Here is a 24,601-nt window from a genome sequence, read left to right as displayed (position 1 = left end):
ATGGTTATCGTTACAAATACATCTAAAATCACCCCGGGCAATGCCCATTTGCTCATCGAACGCTTTAACAAAGAAGGTAAAGTGGAGAAAATGGAAGGCTTCCTCGGTCTGGAAGTACTGCTCACTGAAAACACAAAAGATTATGATGAAGTAACGATCAGCACACGCTGGAAGGAAAAAGAGAACTTCCAAGGCTGGACCAAAAGCGAAGCTTTCCGTGAATCACACAGCCACCGCCAAATTCCGGACTATATTTTAGATAATAAAATCACGTTCTATGAAGTCAAAATCGTGCGTCATCCCATTAGCAACGCCGACTCCGATTCCTTTCTGGAGAACGATACCGAAGCGGTTTAATCCTGTAACACAGCGACAGACTTGTCTGCCTGCACCTTTTCACCCATTCAAAACAACCATAAAAAGCGACTCCGCAGACCATTGTCCGCAGAGTCGCTTTTTATGTGAAGCCTCAGATTGTAGTTGAACAGCGGCTTTGAATTTTCAGCGTCTCACCGTGTCCCAGTATATGAATGCGCTCCTTGGCGATGCCCAAGCGTTCACGCTCCGCTTCGAGACGATCCAGCGCCTCTCTCGGCGTATCATCCGCCAGCTTAAAAGCTCCGTAATGCATCGGGATCATCTGATCCGCACCACAATCCACAAACCCTTGCAATGCCTCCTCCGGTGTCACATGCTGCGAGGTCATGAACCATTCTGGCTCATACGCACCAATTGGCATAAAGGTCAGGTCAATGTCAAAGCGCTCGCCAACCTCCTTAAAGCCGCGGAAATACCCGGTATCTCCTACAAAGTACAACGTCGGTGCAACTGCTGTATCTGAATTAGAATGAGTATGCGATTCTGTGACAGACGTGGCAGAGCCAATCACCTGCTGCTCACTTTGCAGCACGTATCCACCCCAATGCGAAGTATTCGTATCAAACGGCGTACGCCGCGTCCAATGCTGGGCCGGAACAAATGTGAATCGCACCCCGCCTACCGTAAAGTGATCCCACCATTTCAGCTCATGGCAGTTACGGAAGCCTTTGCGGACCATTTTCGACTTTAACCCCGAAGGTACGAGCATCAGCGTATCTGCACGGTACAATTTGCGCAACGATTCCATATGCAAATGATCATAATGCGAATGAGACAGCAGAATGATGTCCAACGGCGGTACATCCTGAATGCGGATGCCGGGCGGAGCCAGTCTTTTGTCGAAAGCCATACGCTCAGCCCACACCGGATCCGTAACGATGTTCAGTCCGAGATACTGAATGAAAAAGGTAGAATGCCCTACCCAGGTCGCCGTCGTCGTTTCCCGGTTACTGTGCAGAAACTCCAGCTCCGGGGGATGGTTCGGAACAACGAACGTATAATCCTTCGTTTTGCTGCGGCGCTCCTGCCGCCACTGTCTGAATTGCTTGAGTGTTTTATCGGTGTTGACATGATCCATGTTGTTAAAACGAACTTTGGGCATGATGTAACTCCTCCCCTGACGGACCCGTTCTCCAAAGAGATCGAAACGGATTAATTCATTTATATATTACACGCGAGTGTGAACATCAAATGATGCAACATGCTGGTGTATGTAAAGTATAATTCAATCCGCCTTTTACATGCAAAAATGGACCCTCCCCATCAATCAGGAAGGGCCATCTCAGATGTTGCTGTCAGTCCTGTGGATTTTTAAAGCGTGCCGAGTATATAAACAGAAACACAATCGCCACCACAATAATAATAGGCGACTCATACATGATCGTAAAATGCTCGAAAGCAGCCATTTGTACTCACCCTTTCTTCCCCGCTTGTCCTCGCACATAATCCGCATCGAACAGGAACAGTCTCAAGATCAGGATCAGTGACGGGATCAGCACCAGCAGCCCCGCACTAAACGCCGTAATCAATGCATATGCCATAACGGAGTTCGTAAAGCTGTGATGCACATTAATGTAGGGATACAAAACATACGGCAGATGCGAGCGACCATAGCCATACCAGGCAAATGCAAATTGCAGCATAACCAGAATAAATGAGGTTCCGAGATGACGACGACGCCATACCAGATAAACAGCTCCGACAAAGCAGACGAAGGAGGCGACAAACATCCAGGCCATGTTCAGCATATTGGCAAAGTGGTCTGGATTTTGTTTGTTAATCTGAAAAAATGCGAGCAGACTCGCCACAATCGTAGGACCACTCCAGAATAGCGCGTACCCGCGCACGATTTCAAAAGCGACCTTGTCCCCTGCCCTTTTGGCATAAAAGGACAAAAACATCGCCGAGATATACAGCACACTCACCAGCGCCAGGAGAATAACCGCCCACGTATAGGAGTTGCTTATTAACTCACCCCATCGCAGATGAACACCTGTGCTGTCTTCCACAATAATGCCGCCTTCCGAAATGGCGAGAACCGTCGACAGCGCCGCCGGGATCAGCAGCCCTGTCGCACCGTACAATGCCATGTAGACGATATTATTTGTACCGGAATGTCCATACGTATTGTACGCATAATACACCCCGCGGATCGCGAGAAGCACAATTGCAATACTGCCGGGAACGAGCAGCGCTGTGCCGTAGTAATAAGCCGCATCCGGGAAGAAACCATTCAGTCCTACCACGAAAAAAATGAGAAATACGTTCGTTACCTCCCACACCGGCGATAAATACCGTTGAATAATGTTGTGGATTTTGTTCTGGTGACCTGTCAGCACACTGTAAAAGCTGAAAAAGCCTGCGCCAAAATCAATAGATGCCACAATCAAATAACCGAACAGGAAGGTCCACAAAATGGCGATACCGACAATTTCATAGCTCACTTCCCTTCAGCCCCTTCCATACCCAGCTGCCTTATCTCTTCCACCGCATCCTTATTGCGGAATAGCTTGCTGAGTACCTTAATGGCCGAGAAACACAGCACCAGATACAAAATAACAAACAACACCAGCATCCACCCGACACTCGTAGAAGTGGTTGCTGCTTCGGACACCTTCATATATCCGCGTAAAATCCACGGCTGTCTACCGACCTCTGCAAACATCCATCCGAGCTCAATAGCTACCATCGCCATCGGCCCTACCAGAATGAGCGCCAACAGTAGCCATCTGGGGTACGGTTTGCGACCTGGCAAACGCTTGCGGATCAGATATAACAGCGGAATGACGAGAATCAGCACCCCTGTGGTGATTTTGAGGTCAAACATATAATGGATAGACAGTGGCGGACGCTGATCTACGGGATAATCATTTAAGCCCTTGACCTCCGTACTGGGCAGGTTCCCTGCCAACACACTAAGTGCATAAGGCACTTTCAGCGCATATTTGATTTCACCGTTCTTATCCATATATCCGCCATATACGAAGGGCGCGTGCGTCATCGTATCAAAATGCCATTCGGCGGCTGCCAGCTTCTCTGGCTGATATTTGGCCAGAAATTTACCGGATGCGTCTCCAATCATCACTGTACTGATGGCAAACACAATGGTACAGGTGGCAGTCAGCTTCAGTGCCTTTTTGAAATAAGGGTGATTGCGTCCCCGCAGCATGCTGTAAGCAGCCAGTCCCATCAGCACCCCAGCGCTCAATGTATACGAAGAAGCCAGTACATGAGAAACTTTGGTCGGGGTGGCCGGATTTAGCATGGCCTGGATGGGATGAATATCAGTCATGACTCCATTTTTGAGTGTAAAACCTTGAGGTTGGTTCATGAACGAGTTCACAGTCGTAATAAAAACCGCTGATGCAGATGAGGCAATCGCTACCGGGATGAGCAGCATCAGGTGAAAATATTTGCTTTTAAACCGATCCCAGGTATACAAGTAGATGCCCAGGAATATAGCTTCGATGAAAAAAGCAAACGTCTCCAAAAACAGGGGCAGCGCAATCGCTTGTCCAGCCACCCGCATAAAGGTGGGCCAAAGCAAGCTGAGCTGCAGACCAATCGCAGTGCCTGTAACGACACCTACGGCAACAGTGATGACAAACCCTCGCGCCCACCGTCGGGCCAGCAGTGTATAATGCGGATCACCAGTTCGCAGCCCGCGCCATTCCGCGAGTGCAATCATCAAAGGTACACCAACACCGATAGATGCAAATACAATATGAACAAACAGGGTAATTCCGGTCAACATCCGGCTTAGCAATACGGGGTCCAGTGAAGACAAATGGTACTCACTCCTTCATTTCACATTTTAAATAGAAAGCACCTGCATGCATTCCTTCGGATTACGATCTAGGGGGTCAGGCGGGCTATGCTTTTAATGACTGCGTACAGCATAATAGCCGCTATCACAATACACACAATAATGAGCGTCCTTTCCTGCTTGCGGAACATGGGAACGCCTCCTTTACTCGTCGTTTGGAGCATGGGGAGAACATATCTCTTAGTCTAGCTAAATTTTGTTATTTTTAACCATTCTGCCGCTATAAATTTGGCAGGATTCCATTTGGATATTGCCATGTGCAGTCGAATCGTTCTGGGTAGCTACTTTTTAGCCTCATTAGTGTGAGATTTATCATTGTGTTTTCATCAAAATGACGAACTCCCTCTTTGGAGACATTCATAGAATGAGGTACAATACAGATAAGCTATATATGGAGAACTTTTGAATAGGAGGCTGTACCGCGCTATGAAAATAACATCTATCGAGCCAACTCCCAGTCCGAACACCATGATGCTGCATCTGGATGAGCGGCTGGAAGCGGGCATTCGCAGAACATATACACGGGCTAATGAACGCTCCGCTCCCCCCTTTATCCGGCGTATGCTGGGCATTGAAGGAGTTAAAAGCGTGTTTCACACGACGGATTTTGTAGCCCTTGATCGCAAAGGAAACGCAGATTGGTCCACCATTCTGGGTCAGGTTCGCGACCAGCTAGGCGAGGAAGGTGCAGACGCCAATTGGGACTTGCCAGAGGAAACCTCCGGGGAAGCATTTGGTGAGGCACAGGTATTTGTGCAATTTTTCCGGGGCATTCCGATGCAAATCCGGGTCAAAGCGGGCCAGCAGGAGGAACGGATTTCCTTGTCCGACCGTTTCGTGCAGGCCGTAACCCGGGTAGCCAGTGCGACGCTGATCAAGGAGCGCAAGCTGAGCGATTACGGCGTCCGCTATGGAGAACTGCCGGATATCGCGCGCGAGGTGGAGCAGGAGCTGGAGGCAGCCTTCCCGCAGGAGCGGCTGGAGCAGATTATCCAGCAGGCGATTGCCCACGGCGCGGACAACAGCGAATTCGTGGAGGAACGCCGCGAATGGAGCGATGCCGAGCTGGAGCAGGCCCTACAGCACAAGGATTGGCGTACCCGCTACGCCGCGCTGGATCGGCTGGAGCCGACGCCCGAGCATTTGCCACTCATCCGCCAAGCGCTGCATGACGACAAAATGCAGCTACGGCGGCTGGGGATCGTCTATTTGGGTGATCTGCGCACACCGGAGGCGATGGAGCTGCTGTCCGAGGCGCTACGCGATCCTTCAGCGGCCGTACGCCGTACGGCGGGCGATACGCTGTCGGATATCGGCGACCCGGCAGCTACCGGAGCTATGATCGGAGCCTTGTCAGATAACAGCAAGCTGGTTCGCTGGCGGGCTGCCCGTTTTTTGTACGAGGTCGGCACCGAGGACGCGCGTGACGCGCTGGAGAAAGCTGTAGATGACCCCGAATTCGAGGTCAGTCTACAGGCCAAAATGGCGCTGGAGCGCATTGAATCAGGCGAACAAGCCGCAGGGACGGTTTGGCAGCAGATGGCCAAGCGCAACTCTTGATTTATGATTTTACGAATGGACCTTCAAAAAATTGTCGATTGTCAGAAGATGTACAGGTACGCTATACTTTAGTTTGCTATACAATAACATATCATGTCATACACCTCATCAAACCTGTTTTATGATGAGGTAGAGGTCGCGGATGTAATCAGTACACCGGAGGAGACGCCAAGAGCCGTCTGTGATTCCTGTGGAAAGGTGCACCCGCCGAAGTATGCGGAGCTGACTCTTTGTAAATACTCCGAATGCTGGGGCTGCTAACCGAAAGGAGCAGAACTGTCACGCGATGTCCTAACACAGACACGTGTGTTGAGCTATCTTGTTATAGAAGAAGGTATGGTGCGGAATGCATAGACAAGGCCGCAGGCGTATTCCCTGCGGTCTTTTGACGTTTGTAATCCCCCTCCTTCTGGCTCTTGCCCTGACATGAAATACCATTTCATGAAGGAGTGTTTGAACGTGCAACACAAAGCATCACCTGCCGCAACCTTGCGGAAAAGTCTCAAAGCCCGACATATGACGATGATCGCCCTCGGGGGTTCCATCGGAACGGGCCTGTTCCTCGCCAGTGGAGGCGCGGTTGCAGAAGCCGGTCCCGGAGGCGCCCTGTTGGCTTATGCAGCGGTCGGCCTCATGGTTTACTTCCTGATGACCAGCCTCGGCGAACTGGCTACGTTTATGCCTGAATCCGGCTCTTTTAATACCTACGCAGGTCGCTTCGTCGATCCGGCTTTTGGTTTCGCCATGGGCTGGAACTTCTGGTACAACTGGGCCGTGACAATTGCCGCCGAATTGGCAGCAGCGACCGTACTGATCAAATACTGGTTTCCCGAAAGTCACTCCGCCTGGTGGAGTTTGTTATTTCTAGCCGTGATCTTCGCGCTGAACGCGCTGACGGTCAAAGGTTACGGTGAATCCGAATACTGGTTCGCGATGATTAAAATTGTGACCGTGGTTATCTTTCTCGCCGTTGGTGTGCTGATGATCTTCGGCATTATGGGAGGTCCAGCGATTGGCTTCGCTAACTTCACTGTGGGGGATGCCCCGTTCCACGGCGGATTTTTCGCCGTATTGGGCGTGTTCATGGCCGCAGGCTTTTCCTTTCAGGGAACGGAGCTGATCGGGGTAGCCGCCGGAGAGAGTGAAAATCCGCGTGAAAATGTGCCGCGCGCCATCCGTCAAATCTTTTGGCGCATCCTGTTCTTTTATATTCTGGCGATTCTCGTCATTGGATTGATTATTCCGTACACCAATCCGAATTTGCTGCGGGGAGATATCAGTGACATCGGGGTCAGCCCGTTCACACTGGTATTTGAAAAAGCGGGGCTTGCGATTGCCGCCTCCGTTATGAACGCCGTCATTTTGACTTCCGTATTGTCGGCAGGTAATTCCGGGATGTACGCGGCAACACGTGTACTGTACGCTTTGGCACGGGAAGGTAAAGCCCCCCGTTTCCTCGGACATATCAATCGACGCGGCATTCCTATGAATGCACTGCTGATCACAACCGCTGTCGGTATGCTGGCATTCCTCGCCTCCCTGTATGGGGACGGTGTGGTCTACAACTGGCTCCTGAATGCTTCCGGGATGTGCGGATTTATTACATGGGTTGGTATTGCTGTCAGCCATTATCGTTTCCGCCGTGCCTTTACAGCACAGGGTCGCAGTCTGAGTGAGCTTCCGTACAAAGCCCGCTGGTTCCCGTTTGGTCCCTTGTTTGCCTTCGCACTGTGTATCATCGTGATTATCGGGCAAGGTGCCGATGCCTTTACCGGGCAAGCCATTGACTGGAAAACAATGATCGCTACGTACATGAGTGTGCCGCTGTTCCTTCTTCTGTGGCTCGGCTACAAATGGATCAAGCGTACCAAAATCGTTCCACTAAACGAGTGTGATTTGGACCCGGATGCGTCTTCCGGTAAATAAACAATAGCAAAAAAGCCCGTCTCCGGGCATATACAGGTGGAAATGCGGATGAACGGTCCTATGGATCAGATCAGGTTCATCCGCATCTTCTCCCTGATATGTGGAGACGGGCTTTTTTTTCTGTTATTCGGAAGAAGAAGCAACCGGAGCTGTCAAAGACATAGACAAGGCACGACGGCTAAAGATGCCATAAATCACAGCAATCAGCGTCAGCAGTGCAGAAAACAAGTACAAATTAACGATGCCCAGATGATCTGCAATCCAGCCCATCAGCAATAGCGAGATGCAAAACGTCATGCTCGTCAGCGTAGCCTGTGCGGACAGCACCTTGGGTAAATCGTGCACAGATACGCTCATTTGCATCATCGTGCGGCGGGATACGACGGACATTTCCGCAGGCAATCCCATCAACAGCACGATAAGCAGCGTCAACGGCGGTAATGTGTTAAGCGCATACCAAGCGGTCAGCAGTCCGTAGCAAGCCATCCCTGCCAGCATTGCGGGCAGCAATCTGCGCTGCAAATACTTGACACAAGCGAGAACAATGATCCCACCGCCAATCGCGCCTGCAAAATACGCCGCATTAATGTACCCCCACCATGCCTCGCTTTTGTGCAACACCTGCTGAGCGAAGGCAAGCGTGAAAGCTCCTACCCAAACCGAACCACCCAGCAGGTCGATCATATCCATAAAAATAAGAGCCTTGAGCCTTCGGCTGGCTCCGATAAGACTCCAGCCTTCACGCAGTATTTCCTTTTTGCGCTTGGGAGGTAACGCCGGGCTCTCCGACTCCGGGCCATACAGTGTATCTTCCAACTGTGCGGGGGAGGTTGAAGCCAGTACGTCTCCGCTTTGCACCCAAGTTCCGGGTTGCAGTAAATAATGGGCTTTGCCCTCTAGCGGATCACGGATTAAGCTGGTAAAGATCAGGGCCACCAAATATAGCCCACAAGCCACCAGCAGTGTTTTTTCCGAGCCCATCATGGCTACCAGTACACCGCTAAGCCCCCATCCAGCCAATTGCACGGTCTGATCACTGACCGATACGAGACTGTTTGCCCGCATCAGCCCTTCCCCGGACGCAAGGCGCGGAATCAGTGCATTACGTGCAGGTGTGGTCCAGCCGTCCAGAAAGGACATCGCTGCTACCAGTGTAAACACAAGCACCCATACCGGGCTCGTGCCCGCTGACCACAAATGCCCCAGCAGGAGCGCAAAGAAAGCCAGTTGACCAAACTGGGAAACGAACAGAATAAATGGAAGCTGGAACCGGGCCAGGATCAGCGGCGCTAAAAAGCCGCTGATCATCTGTGCGCCCATTCGCAACAACGGAACGAGAACCGAGGAAAAGATCGAGTCTGTTTCATGAAACACCAGAGAAACCAGCGCCATGATATAAAGAATATCTGCCGCATTCGACATCGTCTGCGTGCCGAGCAGATAAGTAAAGGAACGCTTATGCATATGAATAAAATACTCCCTTATGAATGTAGCTTTTTCTATTGCAGCAAAATGATCAGGTCCATTTCAGGGTTACACGGAGATTTCCGGTGCTGCCTAAATCCGTGATCTGATAAGAGATGGTTTTTAACCCGAGTTGATACAACGATTGTAAATCTTCTTTGAGACTTCGCTCTGTCCCCTGATAGCCAAAGGTAAGCGTGGCCCCGCCCTTATTCATCTCTTTGCGAACCTGCTCCTTGATTTCGGAGGATGATTTAACCAGACCCTTGCCGTCTTGCAGCGGATATTCCAGGTTATTGTATAGCTTTTGATACACAGCAGCCTTGGAGCCTCCTGCCGCTATCAACCCCGACAATGTTTGTCGATACGATGCGTTCGCCTGTGGGTACTGTTTAACCCAGGAGTGATCCCTGCGCATTTCGGCATCAGTCAATAGATAATACGAAGTGCTTACCTCGTTGCCACGATCCGGGGTCGGATCATCCCATGTCGTATCCATGTGATACCAATGTCCATCCAGCAAAACAAGATTCCATGCATGCAACTGGCCACCTGCTCTTCCCTCCACAATCCGGTTGGTAATCCCAGAGCGTTCCAGCATTTTGTAGGCCAGCAACGAATAGCCCTGACACACCGTGCTTCCGGTTTTCAGGCCATCGTATGCCGTGTACTTTTGCTGCGTTTCATCATATTTCAAACGAACCACGATCCAGTCATGAATGGCCTTCACCTTCTCATGATCCGTCATCCCCTTCGTAATGATGTCCCCCAACACAGCTTTAACCGTGCTGTCCACATATGCGGTTTGTTCCTTCGTCTCCCGATAACTCAGACGGATCGTAACCTCGGCGGACGTGGTTGTGCCTGTATAGCTGAATGCGTAGCTTTTGATCGTATAATTCACATACGGATCACTCTCCATCGCCTGTTTGATGGCTGTCTGTAGCTGCTGCTTAAGACCGTTCACCCGCCCTTGATATGTAAAGGTCAGCGTTTCACTCCGCGTAGCCATGGCCTGTAATAGCTTATTCTGAAGCTGCTGTGACGATACGGATGGAGCTGGCTTGACCGACGCAGCATATACGTTGTTCCCCCACTCCACAGCATGCGGCAGTAACGCAGCCAGTACTGCACCTGCCACCAGGCATTTTATAAGCCTAACCCCGATTTTTCTGTTCATACAGAGCGTTCCTGCCCTTCTTAGCATAGTTGTAAACAGCTCTATCTTACCATAAAAGCAGCTAACCCAAGCACTCTAGTTTTGTCGGTTACAGACGAGTATGGGCCCAATCAGAGGCAGGTTGCGACACCATACCCGCCTTTATAACAGACGTGACAGCAGGCACATATGTCATTCACAGAGAATTTTATCACAGCAGTCTGACACTCCTTATGATATGTTACTGGCATCGGAACTAAATGATATTGATTCTCATTCTACATTAGAAAGGCTGAGCACCATGCCAGAATGTATCTCGCTCCTTCGTACTCCACCGGGTCAACCCGTGAGGTTGCAATCTCTTGCCTCTCTTCACCCCTCATTGCGCCGACGCTTAACGGACATGGGTATTGACGAAGGTTCCATTATACGGTTAAAAAAAATCAGTCTGTTGGGCGGCCCCATTGTTATTGAATGCAACGGCCAACTGGTCGGCCTCCGTCAAAGTCAAGTAAAACAACTGGAGGTCGTTCCTTCATGGACATGATCGCTCTATTCGGTAATCCCAACACGGGGAAAACCTCATTATTCAACAAGCTGACTCGTACGTATGCAGAGGTAGGGAACTGGTCCGGGGTTACGGTGGAAAAGAAAACAGGCCTGCTGCGCGATAAGTCTGCCGTTTTGGTGGATTTGCCAGGTGCCTATTCCTTGCTTCCACTTTCGCTGGATGAAGGTATCGCTACCCGTTATTTGCTGGAAGAACCGCCTGCGGCTCTGATTAACATCGTGGATGCCTCTCAGCTCCAGCGCAATCTGTACCTGACTGTACAACTGCTGGAATATGGCCGTCCGCTCGTACTTGGCTTAAACATGACCGACGTAGCCGATGCCACAGGCCTTCTAGTGAACAAGGAATTGCTGGCTGATCAATTGAACGTTCCCATCATTCCCATGGTGGCACGCACGGGCAGCGGCAGTAAGCAAATGCTCGCATCACTTCGAGAGGTACGACGTGCGCCAAATTCCTTCCAGTTGGATTACGGCCCTGCCGTCGAGGCTGCTATTACAGATATTTGCAGTTTGCTGACGAATACACTTGTGCCAAGCCCTCGGTGGGCAGCTCTACAGTGTCTGGAAAACAATCCTGTCGTTATGGAATGGATGACGAATAAGGTACAGCGTGAAAAAGTAACTGAACGGATCCAGCGTTGCGAGAAAGAACTTCTCCGTGAAGGCTATTCGGCTACTCCCGCTCAGCATATCCGTTCTGTACGTACAGCGTGGATCGCTGATCTGTGTACAAAGGCGCTCGACACGTCCAAACTCAAGCCGCACAGTCTGACAGACAGGCTGGACGCACTGCTAACACATCGGTATTTGGGGATTCCCATCTTTTTGTTGCTGATGTACGCTACCTTCAAGTTCACCTTCGATTGGGCGGGTACTGTTCTTTCAGATATGCTGGACGGATTTTTTTCAGGGACACTAAGCAGTTGGATTACTGAATTGCTCGTTTACTTGAACGCGTCCGCTTTTACGCAGAGTCTTATCGTGGACGGTATCGTGGCAGGAGTTGGGGGCGTGCTCGTTTTTCTGCCTCAAATCGCTATTTTGTTCCTGATTATTTCGCTGATTGAAGACTCCGGGTATATGGCACGGGTTACGATATTAATGGACCGTCTCATGCAAGCTGTCGGCTTGAACGGGAAAAGCTTCATTCCCTTCATTATCGGCTTTGGCTGTAATGTTCCGGCGATTATGGCGGCACGTACGATTGAACAGCCCAGAGAGCGCCTCATTACGACGTTGCTGGTACCCTTTATGTCATGTTCGGCCCGCCTGCCGGTATATGCATTGTTTGCGGGGGTGTTTTTCCCAACACATGCGGCAAGCATTATTATGCTGATGTACGTGCTAGGAATCACCGTGTCGCTCATACTAGCCAAAATTTTTTCCAAAGTATCCATTCTGTCGGGTGAGCCTTCCCTCTTCATCGTAGAGCTTCCCCCTTATCGTGTGCCGCAAGCTCTTACCCTTTTTCGCAGCACGTGGGAAAAGGTCAAGGGCTTCGTACGCAAAGCTGGAACCATTATTCTCGCAGGGTCCGTTGGTATTTGGCTCTTGTCCAATTTCGGCCCACAGGGGTTCGGCGCAGAAATGAATGACAGCCTGCTTGCCACTGTTGGAGGATGGTTCGCCCCCATACTGGCCCCTCTCGGCTTCGGTACCTGGCAAGCAGGCGCATCCCTGCTCACAGGCTTTATGGCCAAGGAGGTTGTGGTATCGACGATGAATATTATTTACCACGTTCCGGACATGCAGGGACTAGAAATGCAAGTAAGGCATGCCTTTACGCCGTTAGCCTCTTTTAGCTTCATGGTGTTCATTCTGTTGTATGTGCCGTGTCTGGCTACGGTAGCGGTCATTCGTAAAGAAACCCTTTCGTGGCGCTGGACCGCATTTTCGGTGATCTATCCTTTGACCGTTGCGTATATTATAGCCGTTGTGATCTATCAGTGTGGCAGATTATTAGGTTGGGGTTAAGTTAGAGCCTTATGAAAATAGAAGGAAGTGGATTGCATGATCAATATCATCATTTTACTGGTGATTCTCGGTTATAGCGCGTGGGTGTTAGTGCGCTTTTTGCGAAAAAGCCGCCAAGGCGCCTGTGCGGGATGCTCCTCGAGCAAATCGTGCTCGGGCTGTGCCGGAAGTGCTCTGGATGAACAACATAGAAAGACGACTACTATACACAAAGGCTAGTCATAACATTTGGGTAGACAAAAAAACTTGGCAACTACTTCCTACTACATTACAGGGGAAAGTTGCCAAGTTTTTTTCTGGACTTTAGCTTCCATTAAGCTGTCTAGTTTAGTGTTGACAATACAGGTTCCACTTCATTTATTTGGTAGTTAATGACAGCAACTTGATTTTATCATAGCGATATTTTTCCCGTGAAGTGCTGAATACCACACCCGTATTTAAGAACACCTTATTTTCTACGATTAATGTAGGATCACCGGGTTGCAGGTCGAGCAGCGATGCATCATAATCATCTAGTTTCTCACTCGAAATAACCTTATCTGTGAATCCAACGTTAAGCTTCAGATCTTGCGAGATATAATTGTAGATGGAGTGGTTACAAATTTCTTTGTCCAGATACAAGATAATGTCCTTGTTAAAATAAGATTCCTCGATGACAAACGGCATTCCATTAAGGTTCCTTACCCGTTTAACATAGTATACCTTTGTGTTCACGGCACATTTCAATTGCTCCGCGAGCTCGTCATCTGCTTCAAGCAAGTCCAACTGTAGCAGGGTACTGGTTAGCTCATCTTGTGCAAATTCTCTGGTTAAGCCAAGCATATTTTTGATGGATATGCAGCCCGGTCTGGAGAATTCCCTGAGAAAAATTCCGCTGCCCTGAACCTGATAAATGTACCCGTCCTCCGCCAGAATATCGATAGCTCTGCGAATGGTATTGCGACTGACATCGAACTTCTTCATCAGTTCCTCTTCGGTAGGTAATTTGGTATTAGGTGCATATTTGCCGTCCAAAATTTCTTGCTCCATCTGCTCTACAACCATTTTATATTTTAAAATCATATTATGCGTTACCTTCCCTCAGCGCCGATCTTTGATTACAACGATATCTATCTTCATTCATTGAGTTTTAGATGAGGCTATCCCTACATATAGTATAGATTTTAAAAACTATTGTAAAGATAACCCCATCCCTCTATTGAAGTTAGATTAGGAATCCTTATAAATCAAGTTACACAGCTTGCTCCGTCGTAGGTTGTTCTTGCGCCACACTAACCTTATCCAGCATCTTAACAAACGGATAATAGACGACTACGGCAACGATGAGAATAGCGAGTTGTAGTACGACACCTTGCCAGCCAGACAGAATGAATCCGGAAATGAACGGCGGAGTTGTCCATGGGACCTGAACGGCGTTGAACGGTGCGACAAAACCTGTAAGTACGGAGAAATAAGTCATCAGTGTAGCTAACACCGGAACCGTTACAAACGGGATCAGCATCAACGGGTTGAACACAATTGGAAGGCCGAAGATCATGGGTTCATTGATGTTGAAGAGACCCGGTACAAGCGACATCTTGGATAACTGCTTGACCTGTTGCGATCTGGCTACAAATAAAGCTGCAAAAATGAAGCCCAAGGTTATGCCGGCTCCACCGAATTTTGCATAAATATCGACGACTTGCACCGTAACAATCTTGGCATTTTCCCCCACTGTTAGGGCTTGACCTGCATCTAGAACGGCCTGATTAGCCAGAGCATTGGAGGTCAGGATGGGAGCCATAATGCCCATTACGATATTCGGACCATGTAATCCAAACCACCAGAAGATGGAGATGAGCGCCATGATTACAATGATACCTGGTAATGTGTCGGATAGATTTTGCATAGGAATTTGTAGGACTTGATAGATAATCTCGGTCATGGATACACCTTGAAGCTGATCACAAATGATGTACATAATCATAGATAACAGCATAATAGCGAAGCCGGGAATGAGAGCGGAGAATGCATTGGATACACCAGTAGGTACGCTTTCCGGCAGTTTAATGCGAATGTTTCTCTTCATGAACCATGAATAAATGGCTCCTACAGCTAGGCCTACCAGAATGGAAGTAATCATGCCTTGACCGCCTGTCCAAGTCTTCGGAATGACGCCGCCAATCTTATCACCAGCCTCACTGAGTACGAAGGAGTTTGTAACAATCAGGAAAGAGATAATGCCGATGATTCCGGCAGGAACCGCTTCGATATTATTACTCTTCACATAAGAGTAAGCGATACCAAAAACACCAATTAAAGCAATAATGTCGAAGGTAGCTCCTGTGACCTGATTCAGGGGTGCTGCCCAGTCCGGTCCGAAGAATCCGGCCATGATCTCATTCCAGTTGCTGATAGGCAAGTTGGCAATCAACATGAAGATGGAACCGATCAGGGTAAGCGGCATGGTGAGTACGAAGCCGTCTTTAAGTGCAATAATAGCTTTGAAATTTGAAAATTTAGCGAATGCAGGCATTAGCTTCTCGAAAAGTCTTTCGAGTCTGTTCATATAGTATTCCTCCGATATGATGTACTAAGATAAGCTGATCATGCGACCTATAATAAGAATCCTGCATCCATGGTAAGAGCATCTCTCCGAATCCCCAATCCATAGAATACCCTTACATAAAGATGCAAGAACATTGATATGCTTGCATGAGAGGGAAAAGAGCTTTATAGCTCTTCTCCCCGTGTTGCAATGATGTGTTTGTACCAATGAAAGGACAGTTTCTTGCGCCGTTTCAGATTATTCTTATGGTCTACATAGATGAATCCATATTGTTTCTTGTAGCCGTTGAGCCAACTTAGCAGGTCAATTACGGACCATGCATAATAACCTTTGAGGTTAATGCCTTCCTGGATCGCGAGCTTGACGGCTCTTAGATGCTCCTCGATATATTTAATTCGCGGCACATCGACGATCTCACCATCGATGATAGGATCTTCATCACCCAGTCCGTTCTCCGTAATGTAAAGCTTCACATCTCCGTAACGACCCTTGATCATCCGAAGACCCTGCAGAAATCCTTCAGCCGAAATCTCCCAGCCCCATTTGGTATATACCTTGTCATCCATCACGACTGTCCGGTAATAGCCATCGAAGGAAGGGTTACCGGGCCTGCCTGTGGACTTATCGCGATCCATCGCTATGGACTCAGCGGGTTCATCCATCTTGGTTACACGTGCAGGCTGGTAATAGTTAAGTCCGATGAAATCGTTGTTGCCGGCCATTTCTCTGAGCAGAGCAAGTTCCTCTTCATTCCAGTCAGGAGTCAGCCCTTTTTCTCGCAGAGCGTCAATCACGTATGTGGGATATTCCCCCTTCAGAATGGGATCGTAATACCAGAAGGTCTGATAGTTGTTTGCATGAAACGCCGCTTGCTGGTTTTCTTCCTTCTCATCTACACCGTAGGCGGGATTGAACACATGCGTAATGCCGATCTCGCCGTATTGCTTCAAACTTTTATACATCTGTATCGCTCTGGCATGAGCCACGAATACGTGATGTGTCGCCTGAAAATATTTCTTCGCATCATTCACATACCCTGGAGGATGTGCGCCGTTCAAGTATCCCAGAGTACAGAAGACAACCGTCTCATTAAAGGTAATCCAGTGCTTCACCCGGTCCCCGAAAGCCGTGTAACAGATCTCAGCGTACCTTGCGAAAGCGTTCACAATGTCTTTGTTAACCCATCCGCCCTTGTCTTCCAAGGCCTGTGGTAAATCCCAGTGATACAGCGTAACAAAGGGTACAATTCCGTATTTCAGACATTCGTCAATAATGTTGTTGTAGAATTGAATGCCTTTCTCATTAATCGCTCCATCTCCATCTGGAATGATTCGAGCCCAGGAGACAGAGAAGCGATACGATTCCAGTCCCATGTCCGCCATGAGCTTAATATCTTCCGGATATCTGTGATAATGGTCGATCGCAACATCTCCGTTGGTACTCTCGAACGTCTTGCCAGGAATCTTGGAAAAGGCGTCCCAATTGGTTATTCCTTTGCCATCTTCGTTCCAGGCACCTTCGATCTGATAAGCTGCGGATGCCGCGCCGAACAGAAAGTCATGTGGAAATTTCATGTAGTCACTCCTTACTTCTATTTACTCGCTAATGACAGGGCTTGCTCTAATACTTTAGCGCCGTTCATCATACCGTAATCCACGGGGTTGATGACTTCGACAGGGATGGACTTCGGAGCGCATATCGCTTCGGCTTTCTTTAACAGGAATTTGACCTGCGGTCCGAGCAGCGCAACATCAATCGAATCTACAACCTGCTCCAGCTCAGATTCCGGATAGGCGTTGATCTCCGCATCAATTCCCTTAGCCTTTGCTTCGTTCTTCATCTTGCTCACCAACATACTGGTAGACATTCCAGCCGAACAGAACAATCCGATTTTAACCATGCTTCACAACCCCCAATTGTTGTTTAAGTACGTTGATTTCTTTTTGCATCGTAATCAGTTGATCGAGCAATTCCTTCACCAAAATCGTGTTCATCAGATGATCCTGGGCATGCACCATTAAGATTCCGACCTCAGTCTTGGTGCCGCTGGCTTCTTCTGTAATTAAGTCCGTCTGTACTCTATGGGCTTGCTTCAAAGCTTGTTGACCATTCTTCTTGCATTGTTCCGCTTCATCGTATTTACCAAGGCGAGCCATCTCTAGTGCTTCATAAAAGTTAGATTTGGCCTCTCCTGCGCCGGATATCAAGCCGAAGACTCTCATTTGCAATTCTTCCACATCGTTAGTAGGCATTACATAACCTCCATATTTATTATTATAATCTAAATTCATTGGTACGAATTTATTCTATACCGTTATGCTTTTAAAGTAAACGGTTTCTTTTTCAATAAAAATTAAAAAGCCCCCCCATTCTGAAAAGAATAGGAGGTTTTTAAAAGAAAGTTACGTTCAAAATGAAAAAGCGGATTCGGGTCTATCCTGCACCCGAATCCGCTTCTTCATTTCATATTAAAATTAGGAATATTTGTATGAATGATTGTTACACAAGCAGATCGTAATCTTGATTCCCTTCATTTACTCTCAAACTCATCGTATTCAGCGATATTCCGCCAAACGTTCATTTAGCTCCCGCGTGTGCAGGTAAACTTCACGATATAACTCGTATAAGCCTTCATACCGTGCCACACGTTCCGGGTTCGGCGAATATCTGGCTGCTTCACGGAGAAAAGATTCCGCGCACGCTTGCAGCGATGCAAACCAGCCGCTGCCGTATGCAGCCAGCATGGCAGCTCCCAAGGCAGGTCCCTGCTCACTCTCCAGCTTGATGATATCCGCGTTAAAAATATCTGCCTGCATTTGCAGCCACGCCTCGTTACGCGCCCCACCGCCGATGGAGATGACTTCCTTCACCGTCTTGCCTGTTCCTCTGAGAATATCAATGGATTCCTTGAGCGAGAACGTAATTCCCTCCAGCACCGCCCGTGTAAAATGCGCGAGCTTATGTCCCGCATCCATCCCGATAAAGCTGCCTCGAATGGTTGCATCCGGGTGAGGGGTACGTTCACCCACGATATATGGCGTGAACAGCAGCCCACGGCTACCCGGCTCAATCGAGTCCACGCCTTCCAACAGCGCATCAAAGGAATGCTCCGGTGCAAAGGTATCCTTAAACCAAGTCAGGCTGTAGCCGGCTGCGAGTGTAACACCCATGATATAATAAGCGTCCTGCTCACTATGATTAAAAAAATGCGCCCTACCCTGCACATCAATGTCTTTACGTTCCTCATAGGAAAGTACAACACCCGATGTGCCGATGCTGCATAAAGTGCGTCCTTCGCTCAAAATACCAGCGCCAATCGCACCACATGCGTTATCCGCGCCACCTGCATACACCTTCGTTGCAGGAGAAAGTCCGGTCTGCTCCGCAATCTCCGGCAGCAGCGTACCCGTCTGGTCAAAGGATTCCACCAGCGGTGGAAACAGCGACAACGGCAATTCAAACGCAGCGGCGATCTCTTGGCTCCACTGCTTTTGGGCGACATCCAGCAGCAGCGTGCCCGCCGCATCCGAATACTCCGTTGCCAGTTCTCCCGTCAGGCGATACCGCACATAATCCTTCGGCAGCATAAAATGGGCTGCACCAGCCAGCACATCCGGCTCATGCTCCTGCACCCACAGCAGCTTGGGCAGCGTAAAGCCTTCCAGCGCGCGGTTACGCGCGATACTTAGCAGCTCCGGCCCGAGCTGTTCTTCAATACGGCGACATTGTGCCGTTGTGCGCGTGTCATTCCACAGGATGGCCGGACGCAGCACTTGCCCTTCCTTGTCGGTCAGCACAAGCCCATGCATCTGCCCCGAAAAGCTAATGCCGTCCACGGCATCTGCCCCGCCGATTTCGGCTTTTTCCACGAGCTGCTTCAGTGCTGTTAACGTGCCGCCGACCCAATCCTCGGGATGCTGCTCACTATACCCTGCCTTTGGCTGATGGAGCGGATAAGACTGGGAGGTTTCATAAGCTACCTGTCCCTTGCGGTTGACCAGCACCGTTTTGACCGCGCTGGTACCCAGGTCCACGCCGATAACATAGTGCTCCTGCTCCTGTTTCTGCTTATCCTGCATCGAAATTCCTCCTTTCCTGTTACCATTTAGACGCTGTCTCATGTATAGGTTCTGGCATTAATCCGCCAAAATGTATTGATTTAATGTCGCTTTCAGATACTCCTGACGACCGGATACGTTTTTGCGTGGTGCTTCGTTCGCCAGTGCATATTCAGCCAAAGAAGCAAGCGTTGCTTTACCGGATACGATGTCTGCTCCAATGCCTTCTTTAAAGCTGCTATAGCGCTTCTCAATAAAGTCCTCGAACACGCGATCCTCGATCAGTTTAGCAGCTACTTTCAATCCTTTCGCATACGTATCCATACCTGCGATGTGTGCGAGGAACAGATCCTCTGGCTCAAATGATGCTCTACGCACCTTAGCATCAAAGTTGATACCGCCGCGACCCAAGCCGTCATTTTGCAGGACTTCATACATGGTCAGAGTTGCATCATACAGATCAACCGGGAATTCGTCCGTATCCCAGCCCAGCAGCAAGTCTCCCTGGTTTGCATCCAATGATCCCAGCATACCGTTAATCCGCGCCACACGCAGCTCGTGATCAAACGTATGCCCCGCCAAAGTCGCATGGTTAGCCTCCAGATTGAGCTTGAAATGCTGATCCAGATCATATTTTTGTAGGAAAGCAATCGTCGTTGCCGCATCAAAATCATACTGGTGCTTGGTTGGCTCCTTCGGCTTCGGTTCGATCAGGAACTGAGCGTCAAAGCCAATCTCCCGCGCATAGTCTACGGCCAGATGGAACATCCGTCCCAAATTGTCCTGCTCCAGCTTCAAATCTGTATTCAGCAGCGTATCGTAGCCTTCACGGCCTCCCCAGAACACATAGTTGTCCGCGCCCAGACGTTTGCCCACTTCCAACCCTTTTTTAATCTGGGCGGCAGCATGTGCATATACATCTGCATTGCTGGTCGTCGCCGCTCCATGCAAATAACGAGGATGGCTGAACATATTCGCCGTGTTCCACAGCAGCTTTTTACCCGTTGCCTTCATATGCTCTTCAATCAAATCCACGATGGTATCCAGGTTGCTGTAAAATTCCTTGAGCGTCGCGCCTTCCGGAGCAATATCCACATCATGAAAAGCAAAATAAGGCAGGTTCAGCTTATCCAGCAGCTCAAAAGCAGCTTCCACACGAGCCTTCGCCAAATCTAGTCCGGTAAACTTGGACCACGGGCGCTCCGCCGTCTCTACCCCAAATGGATCAGATCCACCTGCAACGAGTGTATGCCAATAAGCCATACTAAAACGCAAATGCTCCTCCATCGTTTTCCCAGCCACAACTTCCTGTGGATTATAAAATTTGAACGCAAAAGGATTATTGGATTGCTTGCCCTCAAAATTAATTTTAGATACCTGCTCGAAATAAGCCATTAATAAGTTCCTCCTTTGTGGTAACCGTTATAGCAATCTTTATAGTAAACGTTTACAAAAAAGATTCTAGCACAGCCAAAAGACTTTGTCTATTGCTTAAACTAAGTTTGTTTTTATGATATACTATTGGGAATTACACCAACAGGAAGTGAAAAGATCATGAATGTCACTGGCGATCAGGCGCTTGTCAAAAAGCTGAATAAATCCATTGTGCTGGAGCGTATTCGCCTCCATGCTCCACTATCCCGGGCACAATTATCCAGTCAAACCGGGTTAAATAAGGCTACCGTTTCCAACCTGGTGGCGGAGCTGATCACCGACGGGCTTGTATATGAAACGGGATTAGGTGAATCCAGTGGCGGTCGTAAGCCTTTAATGCTGCTGTTTAACAGCCGTGCGGGCTTTGTTCTCGGCATCGAGGTCAGCGTGCAGTATATCAAGGGTGCTCTGACCGATTTGGCAGGAACCATTGAAACAGAGCTTACCTTCCCCCTTGCGCAGCATGATCCTGCTTTTGTAATGGAGCAGATTCAAAAGCTGGTTCAGGAGCTTATGCAGACAGCCCCTCCCTCCCCTCACGGTATCGTCGGTATTGGGCTAGGGGTGCCGGGTATGGTGGATGAATCGGGAACTGTTTTATTCGCACCCAATCTGGGCTGGGAAGAGGTCCCGTTGCGGCAACAGCTTGAGGAAGAGCTTGGCCTTCCCGTGCCCGTGGTGGTGGATAACGAGGCCAACGTCGGCGCACAGGGCGAGCTGTACTATGGTATGGACAGCGATCACCGGCAACTGGTACGGGATCTGGTCTACATCAGTGCAGGGTCCGGGATTGGGGCCGGGATTATCATTGACGGCAAGCCGTATCAAGGAGCTTGGGGGTACGCCGGAGAGACAGGTCATATGTCCATTGATTGGAACGGGCGGCTCTGCTCCTGCGGTAGCCGGGGCTGCTGGGAGCTGTATGCTTCGGAGAAGGCGTATGCGGCATCCACTTTCAAGCTGTCCACACACAGTACAGCGGAATTACTGCCGTTTGCCCTGCAAGGTGACACGAATACGTTAAGCGTCTTTCGTGATATCGGGCGATATTTGGGCGTGGGCATTACCAACATTGTGAACAGCCTCAACCCCGGAATGCTTATCATCGGCGGTCCACTGGCGGAAGCCAGACCATGGCTGGAACAGAGTATGCGTGAGGTGATTGATGAACGTGCCTTGCCCTATCACCGTCGGCAGCTGCAAATCCGTTTTTCCACGCTTGGCAGCCGTTCGACCATGTTAGGCGCTGCCTATGCAGCGACAGCCCCTTTTCTCGGGCGTGTACGGGTATCTCTGTAAAAAAAAGGCGTACAGGAACATTAAAGTTCCTATACGCCCATTTATTTCTTACAAACCGTTATTGGAGATAACATCTTTATACCAGTAGAAGCTTTTTTTTCGTTTTCTTTCAAGCGTTCCGTTACCGTCATTGTCTTTGTCCACATATATAAATCCGTATCTTTTTTCCATTTCAGATGAGGAATAGCTGACCAAATCGATAGCCCCCCAACTGGTATAACCCATCAGCTCAACCCCGTCCAGAATGGCTTCATGCATTTGTTCAAAATGAGCACGGAAGTAATCAATCCGGTAATCATCCTGAATGCTGCCGTCTTCCTCCACCTGATCGTACGCTCCCAAACCATTTTCTACAACAAACAGCGGCACTTCATAGCGGCTATACAGCTCATTCAGGGAAAGTCTCAAGCCGACCGGGTCAATCTGCCAGCCCCAATCACTCGTCTCCAGATAAGGATTTTTAACGCCGCCAATCGTATTCCCACTGACTTTTTCCATGCCTTCACTATCTGCACTGGCAACCAGCGACATATAGTAGCTAAAGGAAATGAAATCCACCGGATGCGTTTTTAAAATTTCATCGTCGCCCTCAAGCTTTTCAATCACGATCCCCTTTTCATGGAAGAAGCGTTTCATATAATGCGGATACGCGCCACGAACCTGTACATCTGTGAAAAAATAGTTAAACTGATTCGCTTTAAACGCTGCAAGAATATCCTGCGGATTACAGGTGTGCGGGTACGTCGTCAGCCGGGTTAACATACAGCCGATTTTCGAGCCGGGAACCATTTCGTGACAGTATTTCACAGCCAAAGCACTAGCCACAAATTGATGATGCAACCCCTGATAAACAGCCTGTTCTACATTTTCAAAGCGTTCCGGTATAATCCCACCGCTCGTAAACGGATGTCGAACGATACTATCTATTTCATTAAAAGTGATCCAGTGCTTTACTTTATTTTTGTATCTTGTAAACACGGTTTTACAAAAATGAATAAAGAAATCTACAACCTTCCGTTGGGTCCAGCCCCCGTAATGATTGACAAGATACATCGGCATTTCGTAGTGAGACAGGGTGACAAGCGGCTCAATCCCATTTTTATGCATTTCATCAAACAACCGATCATAAAATTGCAATCCAGCCTCGTTAGGCTTGTCCTCATCTCCGTTTGGAAAAATACGCGTCCATGCAATAGATACCCGCAGCGTTTTAAAGCCCATTTCACCAAACAAGGCTAAATCTTCATGATAGCGGTGATAGAAATCAATTCCTTGGCGTTTGGGATAATCATGATCTGATGTGTCCTGCATCGCCTTTTGGATATGTTCCTCGGTCATTGAATTGTGTTTTTTGTAATCACTTTTGCTAACATTCCTTTTGTAAATAGCCATATCTGCTGTAGATATCCCTTTACCATCAACATTCCAGGCTCCCTCTACCTGATTTGCGGCTACCGCCCCTCCCCATAAAAAGCCCTTCGGAAATGTTCTTTTGATCTCTGTCATCTCTAACTCCTCCTCTTTAATTTCTGCTCATGACTCGTTTTAAGTGAATAATCAGGTACATTAGTTCTTCGTCAGGAATAGAAAGCTCAAATTTGGCCTCAATATACTGTTGAATCGTTAACGCGCATTTCTCTTCTTCTGGATACTTGTTCACAATCTGGCTCATTAATTCCTGGTCTTGAGAATCCAGCATTTTATGTTCAAGTAATCTCTGAACAAAAAATTGAAGGTGCGTTAAAAACCGTGAATAGTTGATGCTGTGGGTATCCAGTTCGATTTGGTAATGAATTTTAATGATGTTCAAAATGTCTTTGACCGTATTGGTCATCAATAAAACCTGGTTCATATTGTTATCGGTCTGTTGAGCGTTAACTAAATGAAAGGCAATATTCGCCGCTTCCTCTTCAGGCAGTTTGAGACCGATTCGCTTTTCAATCAAAGCGAGCGCATACAGGCCAATGCCAAATTCCTCCGGATAAAATTTTTTGACCTCCCACAGCATCCGGTTCTGAATGGTCATGTTATCTTTAAACCGTTTGGTGGCCATATACAGATGGTCTGTCAGGGATACATACAGGTGCTCATTCAAGTGACTGGATAGCGTGTTTTTAGCATAAGATATGATTTCATCTGCCATAATCAAATACTCCTTGGGCGTATCTTTCATTAAGGCTGTTAAATCGGAAGACATACTTTCATTTTCAAGAACATATATCTTTTCAATCTCGTTCTCATCGACGAAATCGCCAGGTTTGCTTTTAAAGCCGATCCCTTTCCCCATCACGATAATCTCTTTGTGATCCTCACGTTTGGCAAGCACAATACTCGTATTGAGAACTTTTATTACTTTCATATCCAACGACCTCTCACTTTCCAGGCTTGATTCCCCCAACAGA

Annotated in this window: 22 protein-coding genes and 1 riboswitch; of the genes, 7 read left to right on the top strand and 15 right to left on the bottom strand. The window is 48.6% G+C overall.

Features of this window, described 5'->3' with window-relative positions; all coding sequences use genetic code 11:
• Window positions 1-357 (top strand): heme oxygenase, encoded by a 357-nt coding sequence (isdG, locus tag ACQ4MX_RS19895; protein WP_431086928.1) that lies wholly within the window; start codon window positions 1-3, stop codon window positions 355-357.
• Between the two features lie 112 nt (window positions 358-469).
• On the opposite strand, the gene ACQ4MX_RS19890 is transcribed toward isdG, so the two are convergent.
• The 4 genes from ACQ4MX_RS19890 to ACQ4MX_RS19875 form a co-directional block, all read right to left on the bottom strand.
• Complete coding sequence (locus ACQ4MX_RS19890) at window positions 470-1,480, bottom strand: MBL fold metallo-hydrolase (RefSeq protein ID WP_431086926.1); 1,011 nt, start codon at window positions 1,478-1,480, stop codon at window positions 470-472.
• A gap of 193 nt (window positions 1,481-1,673) precedes the next feature.
• Window positions 1,674-1,784 (bottom strand): cytochrome bd oxidase small subunit CydS, encoded by a 111-nt coding sequence (gene cydS / locus ACQ4MX_RS19885; protein ID WP_007432143.1) that lies wholly within the window; start codon window positions 1,782-1,784, stop codon window positions 1,674-1,676.
• Window positions 1,785-1,790: 6 nt separating this feature from the next.
• Entirely contained in the window at window positions 1,791-2,822 is a 1,032-nt protein-coding gene (locus ACQ4MX_RS19880; protein ID WP_431086924.1) for a cytochrome d ubiquinol oxidase subunit II, read from the bottom strand.
• A complete protein-coding gene (locus ACQ4MX_RS19875) occupies window positions 2,819-4,165 on the bottom strand; it encodes a cytochrome ubiquinol oxidase subunit I (protein WP_431086921.1) in 1,347 nt (448 codons plus the stop codon). The genes ACQ4MX_RS19880 and ACQ4MX_RS19875 overlap by 4 nt, the downstream gene beginning before the upstream one ends.
• 465 nt (window positions 4,166-4,630) lie before the next feature.
• On the opposite strand from ACQ4MX_RS19875, the gene ACQ4MX_RS19870 reads away from it, so the two are divergent.
• A complete protein-coding gene (locus ACQ4MX_RS19870; RefSeq protein WP_431086919.1) occupies window positions 4,631-5,764 on the top strand; it encodes a virulence factor in 1,134 nt (377 codons plus the stop codon).
• 122 nt (window positions 5,765-5,886) lie between these two features.
• A riboswitch (Lysine riboswitch) is annotated at window positions 5,887-6,089 on the top strand.
• A 134-nt stretch (window positions 6,090-6,223) separates the two neighbouring features.
• Window positions 6,224-7,690 carry an amino acid permease gene (locus ACQ4MX_RS19865; protein ID WP_431086917.1) on the top strand — a complete coding sequence of 489 codons (1,467 nt, stop codon included), beginning with the start codon at window positions 6,224-6,226 and terminating at the stop codon, window positions 7,688-7,690.
• 123 nt (window positions 7,691-7,813) lie between these two features.
• Here the strand turns inward: ACQ4MX_RS19865 and ACQ4MX_RS19860 are convergent, their stop codons facing one another.
• Both ACQ4MX_RS19860 and ACQ4MX_RS19855 read right to left on the bottom strand, forming a co-directional pair.
• Window positions 7,814-9,154 carry an MFS transporter gene (locus tag ACQ4MX_RS19860; RefSeq protein WP_431086915.1) on the bottom strand — a complete coding sequence of 447 codons (1,341 nt, stop codon included), beginning with the start codon at window positions 9,152-9,154 and terminating at the stop codon, window positions 7,814-7,816.
• Between the two features lie 52 nt (window positions 9,155-9,206).
• Window positions 9,207-10,334 carry a transglutaminase domain-containing protein gene (locus tag ACQ4MX_RS19855; RefSeq protein ID WP_431086912.1) on the bottom strand — a complete coding sequence of 376 codons (1,128 nt, stop codon included), beginning with the start codon at window positions 10,332-10,334 and terminating at the stop codon, window positions 9,207-9,209.
• Window positions 10,335-10,614: 280 nt separating this feature from the next.
• On the opposite strand from ACQ4MX_RS19855, the gene ACQ4MX_RS19850 reads away from it, so the two are divergent.
• The 3 genes from ACQ4MX_RS19850 to ACQ4MX_RS19840 are packed head-to-tail and all read left to right on the top strand — an operon-like array spanning window position 10,615 to window position 13,079.
• A complete protein-coding gene (locus tag ACQ4MX_RS19850) occupies window positions 10,615-10,860 on the top strand; it encodes a FeoA family protein (RefSeq protein ID WP_431086910.1) in 246 nt (81 codons plus the stop codon).
• Window positions 10,851-12,860: a ferrous iron transport protein B gene (feoB, locus tag ACQ4MX_RS19845; protein ID WP_431086907.1), complete on the top strand. Its 2,010-nt coding sequence runs from the start codon at window positions 10,851-10,853 to the stop codon at window positions 12,858-12,860. Before ACQ4MX_RS19850 ends, feoB begins: the two co-directional genes overlap by 10 nt.
• A 36-nt stretch (window positions 12,861-12,896) precedes the next feature.
• Window positions 12,897-13,079 (top strand): FeoB-associated Cys-rich membrane protein, encoded by a 183-nt coding sequence (locus ACQ4MX_RS19840; RefSeq protein ID WP_431086905.1) that lies wholly within the window; start codon window positions 12,897-12,899, stop codon window positions 13,077-13,079.
• A gap of 138 nt (window positions 13,080-13,217) precedes the next feature.
• On the opposite strand, the gene ACQ4MX_RS19835 is transcribed toward ACQ4MX_RS19840, so the two are convergent.
• The 7 genes from ACQ4MX_RS19835 to xylA form a co-directional block, all read right to left on the bottom strand.
• Window positions 13,218-13,922, bottom strand: a complete 705-nt coding sequence (locus tag ACQ4MX_RS19835) for a GntR family transcriptional regulator (RefSeq protein ID WP_431086903.1) — start codon at window positions 13,920-13,922, stop codon at window positions 13,218-13,220.
• A gap of 169 nt (window positions 13,923-14,091) precedes the next feature.
• Window positions 14,092-15,408, bottom strand: a complete 1,317-nt coding sequence (locus tag ACQ4MX_RS19830; RefSeq protein ID WP_431086902.1) for a PTS sugar transporter subunit IIC — start codon at window positions 15,406-15,408, stop codon at window positions 14,092-14,094.
• A 164-nt stretch (window positions 15,409-15,572) separates the two neighbouring features.
• Window positions 15,573-16,982 carry a GH1 family beta-glucosidase gene (locus ACQ4MX_RS19825; protein WP_431086900.1) on the bottom strand — a complete coding sequence of 470 codons (1,410 nt, stop codon included), beginning with the start codon at window positions 16,980-16,982 and terminating at the stop codon, window positions 15,573-15,575.
• A 17-nt stretch (window positions 16,983-16,999) separates the two neighbouring features.
• Window positions 17,000-17,308, bottom strand: coding sequence for a PTS sugar transporter subunit IIB (locus tag ACQ4MX_RS19820; RefSeq protein ID WP_431086898.1), 309 nt, complete (start codon window positions 17,306-17,308; stop codon window positions 17,000-17,002).
• Entirely contained in the window at window positions 17,301-17,660 is a 360-nt protein-coding gene (locus ACQ4MX_RS19815; protein WP_431086896.1) for a PTS lactose/cellobiose transporter subunit IIA, read from the bottom strand. The genes ACQ4MX_RS19820 and ACQ4MX_RS19815 overlap by 8 nt, the downstream gene beginning before the upstream one ends.
• 303 nt (window positions 17,661-17,963) lie before the next feature.
• Window positions 17,964-19,487 carry a xylulokinase gene (xylB, locus tag ACQ4MX_RS19810; protein WP_431086893.1) on the bottom strand — a complete coding sequence of 508 codons (1,524 nt, stop codon included), beginning with the start codon at window positions 19,485-19,487 and terminating at the stop codon, window positions 17,964-17,966.
• 57 nt (window positions 19,488-19,544) lie between these two features.
• Window positions 19,545-20,861 (bottom strand): xylose isomerase, encoded by a 1,317-nt coding sequence (gene xylA / locus ACQ4MX_RS19805; protein WP_431086890.1) that lies wholly within the window; start codon window positions 20,859-20,861, stop codon window positions 19,545-19,547.
• 159 nt (window positions 20,862-21,020) lie between these two features.
• Between xylA and ACQ4MX_RS19800 the strand changes: the two genes are divergently transcribed.
• Window positions 21,021-22,199, top strand: a complete 1,179-nt coding sequence (locus ACQ4MX_RS19800) for an ROK family protein (protein ID WP_431086887.1) — start codon at window positions 21,021-21,023, stop codon at window positions 22,197-22,199.
• A 48-nt stretch (window positions 22,200-22,247) separates the two neighbouring features.
• Here ACQ4MX_RS19800 and ACQ4MX_RS19795 read toward each other — a convergent pair whose 3' ends face one another.
• Both ACQ4MX_RS19795 and licT read right to left on the bottom strand, forming a co-directional pair.
• On the bottom strand, window positions 22,248-23,705 hold the full coding sequence (locus tag ACQ4MX_RS19795; RefSeq protein WP_431086885.1) for a glycoside hydrolase family 1 protein: 1,458 nt from the start codon (window positions 23,703-23,705) through the stop codon (window positions 22,248-22,250).
• A 16-nt stretch (window positions 23,706-23,721) separates the two neighbouring features.
• Window positions 23,722-24,558: a BglG family transcription antiterminator LicT gene (gene licT / locus ACQ4MX_RS19790; protein WP_431086883.1), complete on the bottom strand. Its 837-nt coding sequence runs from the start codon at window positions 24,556-24,558 to the stop codon at window positions 23,722-23,724.
• Between the last annotated feature and the right edge of the window lie 43 nt (window positions 24,559-24,601).

Origin of the sequence: Paenibacillus sp. 8b26 (assembly GCF_050626875.1) — a bacterium.
Classification (GTDB): domain Bacteria; phylum Bacillota; class Bacilli; order Paenibacillales; family Paenibacillaceae; genus Paenibacillus.
This window is presented reverse-complemented; position numbering and strand designations above follow the sequence as displayed.